This is a genomic window from Saccharomonospora halophila 8 (genome assembly GCF_000383775.1).
GTDB classification, from domain to species: domain Bacteria; phylum Actinomycetota; class Actinomycetes; order Mycobacteriales; family Pseudonocardiaceae; genus Saccharomonospora; species Saccharomonospora halophila.
Genome location: NZ_KB912524.1, coordinates 1 through 3,672, shown reverse-complemented (window position 1 = coordinate 3,672; position 3,672 = coordinate 1). Strand labels below are relative to the sequence as shown.

The window sequence follows — 3,672 nt, the reverse complement described above, 5'->3', positions numbered from 1 at the left end:
GCTGGCGGCCGCCCTCCACGAGCGCGGTACGGTCACCGGCGCCGACGTCACCACGGCCGCCCGGGCCGGGGACCACAGCGCGGTCGAGCTCCTGGTCGCCGCCGGACGCCGGATCGGCGCTCTGCTCGCCACGTTGGTCAACTTCTACAACCCGTCGACCATCCTGCTGGGCGGCCGGGTCGCGGGCGCCGGTGATCTTCTGCTCGCCACCATCCGCGAGACGATCTACCGCCGGTCGCTGCCCCTGTCCACCCGGGAGCTACGTATCGAGCAGGCCCGGCTCGGTGAGGAGGGTGGCCTGGTCGGGGCGGCCTGGATGGTGCTGGACGAACTCTTCTCCGTCCGCCACTTCGGCCGCTGGCTGCACGCGGGCTCGCCGAACGGCATTCCGGACATGCACCCCGCGGACGAGCGGGTCCGCGCCTGACCGGTTCCCGTCGCGTTCCCCGTCCCCGGGCGCGGGGCCCGTGTGATCTGCGCACACCGGGCGGTGGTCCGGGCACTGCCGGGACGCTCCGCACGTTGAACGGGACAGCAACCGACAGACTCGAAGGTGGGAGCGATGACCACGGCGTTCACCCCGATGGCGTTCACCAGGGCGTCCCAGCCTCCCCAGCTGCCGACGATGCCCACGGGGTGGCCGATCGGCTCCTACGACACCTATGAGGAAGCCCAGCGTGCCGTCGACCACCTCGCCGACAGTGACTTCGCTGTCTCCGACGTCACCATCGTCGGGGTGGACCCCCTGGTCGTCGAGCGGGTCGCGTCCCGGCTGACCTGGGGGAAGGTGCTCGGCAGCGGGGCCATGTCCGGTGCCTGGTTCGGTCTGTTCGTGGGCCTGCTGCTCAGTCTGTTCACGCCCGGAACGGGCCTGGCGCCGATCGTGATCGGGCTGGTCTCCGGTGTCGGTTTCGGCATGGCGTTCGCCGTGGCCGGTTACGCGGCCACCCGGGGCAAGCGGGACTTCGTCTCGCGGAGCCAGCTCGTCGCCCGCCGCTACGACGTCCTCTGCCAACCCCGCAACGCCGAACGCGGGCGGGACCTGCTCGGCAAGCTGGCGATGTCGGGACCGAACGGGTTCTGACCGGACGCGGACCGGCGCGTCCCCGGTCGGCCGGCGTCCCGGTCGGCCCCGACGGACGGGGCGCCACCCCCGGTCAGTTGCCGCCCGGCGTCGTGCTGGGGACGGCGACCGTGAACGGCACACCCGCCCGTTCACGGCAGAAGGGCCGGTGGGCGTTGTAGCCGCCGACGGTGCCGTGGTCGTCCAGGGCACCGGTCTCCACGCGCGGGCGGGGGAACAGGTTGTCCCTGCCCGTCCGGATCCGCGCGGACGTGTGCTCGTCACAGCCGTACCTCGGGACCGACAGCGGCTTCCCGTCCTCGGTGTAGACGTAGACCTCGGTCAGCGGTTCGCCCTCGGCGTCGAAGACATAGAGGTTGTCGAGGCGCTCACCGTCGTGGAACAGCTCCCCGGTGCCGGCGCCGGCGATACTCCCGTACACGTCGTTGCGCGGGCCCTCAGGTTGCTCCACGCTGGTCCCCACCAGGGCACCGGCGAGTCCGACGGCCGCTCCCACGACGAATGCGGTCACGGGCAGTACCGCCCACAGCGTGCGATGGTCGATGCGGGACCGCGGGCCCGCCCACAGAATCAGCACGGCGAGGCCGACCGCCAGCGGCAGCGTGAGCCACCCGTCATCCCCGTCGGCCACGAGCAGCACACCCAGCAACGCCAACAGAGCCGCGGCCAACCACCACCCGAGCGGCGACAGCACACCGAGCAGGGTCCACAACCGCGCCGCGATCCCGCGCCGGGCGGCCAGCCAACATACTTCGGGGAGCTCGCGGATCCGGTCCGTTCCCCGCTTCGACGTGGCGAGAACCGCGACCCCGATCTCGGCGGCCACCAGGACCACGAAGACCAACAGCGCACCGGGTGCGGCCCCGTGGCTCAACCCGAGCGTGAGCCCCAGTAACGTCGCGACGGGGATCCCGAGCGCGAGGCCCCAGAACGCGGTCCGCGGTGCCAGCCGGGACACCGGGGCATCGGTGTGGCCACCGTCCCCCGCACCGGCCGGTCGCGGCGGCGGCGGATAGTCACCGGCGGCGCGGACCTCGGCCGCGTAGTCCTCCGGGGATCCGAGTTCGGCGGTCATCGCGGCGAGGTCGCGTCCTCGCCGAGGCCGTCGGCGATCTCCGCCAGATGCGGCCGCACGTCCTCGACGATCTCGTCGACCTCGTCGGCCGGGAGGTCCGACAGTGCCGTGCGCACCCGGGCCAGATAGGCGCGGACGGCGGGCCGGGTGTGTGAACTCATGTGGCCTCTCCCAACAGGCTGTCCATGGTCGCCGCGAAACCGCGCCAGGTCGCCGCCGACTCGGCGAGACGCGCACGGCCCAGCTCGTTGACGCTGTAGTACTTGCGGTGGGGGCCTTCCTCGCTGGCCTGGACGTACGACGTGAGCAGCCCCGCCTTGTACAGCCGCCGCAGCGTGCCGTACACCGAGGCGTCCCCGATCTCGTGGAGGCCCGCCCGGCGCAGTCTGCGCAGGACGTCGTAGCCGTAACCGTCCTCGTCGCGCAGCACCGCCAGCACCGCGAGGTCGAGCACGCCCTTCAGTAGCTGACTGATCTCCACCGACTCCTCCAGTTAGTGCGCCGACGACACTACCACGCACCGCGTAGTAGTGGCCGAACAACACCCCCGGCGCGGTCGCGGAAGCGAAGTCCTAGCGCTGTTCCCTAGCGCTGTGCCCTAGCGCTGTGCCCTAGCGCTGTGCCCTGGGGCGGGGCTGACAACGGGGGCAGCTGAACGACGAGCGGTTCATGAACGGCTCCCGGATCACCGGCGTGCCGCACCGTCGGCACGGCTCCCCTTCGCGCCCGTAGACGTCCAGAGCGCGTTCGAAGTAGCCCGACTCCCCGTTGACGTCGACGTACAGGGCGTCGAACGACGTGCCGCCCGCCGCCAGCGCCTCGGCCATCACGGCCGTCGCGGCGTCGAGCGTCTCCCGTGCCTGACGTGCGGTGAGCCGGTCGGTGGGGCGGGTCCCGTGCAGGCGTGCCCGCCACAGCGCCTCGTCGGCGTAGATGTTGCCGATCCCGGACACCAGCGTCTGGTCGAGTAGCGCCCGTTTGATCCCGGTGCGGCGCCTGCGGATCGCCCGGGCGGCCGCGACCGGATCGAACAGCGGGTCCATCGGGTCGCGGGCGATGTGCGCCACGGGCCGGGGCACGCGGGTGCCGTCCACGTCGACCAGCTCCACCGGGGTGAGGCCCCCGAACGTGCGCTGGTCCACGAACCGGAGCTCCGGCCCGCCGTCGGCGAAGCCGAGGCGCACCCGCAGGTGGCGTTCGTTGGGAGTGCCCGGGGGGCGCATCAGCATCTGACCGCTCATCCCGAGGTGGGCCAGCAGCCCCTCCTCGGGCGCCCCGGCGGGCTCCGGGCTCGACCCGAGATCGAGCCAGAGGTATTTCCCCCGGCGGCGCACGGCGGTGACGGTGGCATCCAGCAGACGCCCCACGAAATCCGACGCGCCCGCCTCGTGTCCGCGGACGGCCCTCGGGTGCAGCACCTCGACCGATGTGATCGTGCGGCCGACGACGTGCCGTTCGAGACCGGCGCGCACGACCTCCACCTCGGGGAGTTCGGGCACGGGCGCGCCCGCCT

General features: G+C 72.3%; 6 protein-coding genes. 2 read left to right on the top strand and 4 right to left on the bottom strand.

Annotated features, from left to right (window positions below):
- Together SACHA_RS20945 and SACHA_RS0107910 are read left to right on the top strand one after the other, a co-directional pair.
- The coding region (locus SACHA_RS20945; protein ID WP_039738379.1) for an ROK family protein at positions 1–427 on the top strand (427 nt) is incomplete at its 5' end.
- A 135-nt stretch (positions 428–562) separates the two neighbouring features.
- A complete protein-coding gene (locus SACHA_RS0107910) occupies positions 563–1,084 on the top strand; it encodes a general stress protein (protein WP_019808599.1) in 522 nt (173 codons plus the stop codon).
- A 73-nt stretch (positions 1,085–1,157) separates the two neighbouring features.
- Here the strand turns inward: SACHA_RS0107910 and SACHA_RS20940 are convergent, their stop codons facing one another.
- The 4 genes from SACHA_RS20940 to mutM all read right to left on the bottom strand — a co-directional run bounded on the left by SACHA_RS20940 (position 1,158) and on the right by mutM (position 3,658).
- The gene (locus SACHA_RS20940) at positions 1,158–2,159 is read right to left on the bottom strand and encodes a hypothetical protein (RefSeq protein WP_332253563.1); all 1,002 of its coding nucleotides are present in this window, start codon (positions 2,157–2,159) and stop codon (positions 1,158–1,160) included.
- Entirely contained in the window at positions 2,156–2,320 is a 165-nt protein-coding gene (locus tag SACHA_RS26520) for an HAAS signaling domain-containing protein (RefSeq protein WP_332253562.1), read from the bottom strand. Before SACHA_RS26520 ends, SACHA_RS20940 begins: the two co-directional genes overlap by 4 nt.
- Positions 2,317–2,640, bottom strand: a complete 324-nt coding sequence (locus tag SACHA_RS0107900; protein ID WP_019808596.1) for a PadR family transcriptional regulator — start codon at positions 2,638–2,640, stop codon at positions 2,317–2,319. Before SACHA_RS0107900 ends, SACHA_RS26520 begins: the two co-directional genes overlap by 4 nt.
- Before the next feature lie 130 nt (positions 2,641–2,770).
- Positions 2,771–3,658 (bottom strand): bifunctional DNA-formamidopyrimidine glycosylase/DNA-(apurinic or apyrimidinic site) lyase, encoded by an 888-nt coding sequence (gene mutM, locus SACHA_RS0107895; protein ID WP_028662983.1) that lies wholly within the window; start codon positions 3,656–3,658, stop codon positions 2,771–2,773.
- Positions 3,659–3,672 lie beyond the last annotated feature (14 nt).

Bases quoted from the DNA above. Each gene is read 5' to 3' on its own strand.
- SACHA_RS0107910 (WP_019808599.1), top strand. From the start codon at position 563: ATGACCACGGCGTTCACCCCGATGGCGTTCACCAGGGCGTCCCAGCCT.
- SACHA_RS20940 (WP_332253563.1), bottom strand. From the start codon at position 2,159: ATGACCGCCGAACTCGGATCCCCGGAGGACTACGCGGCCGAGGTCCGC.
- SACHA_RS26520 (WP_332253562.1), bottom strand. From the start codon at position 2,320: ATGAGTTCACACACCCGGCCCGCCGTCCGCGCCTATCTGGCCCGGGTG.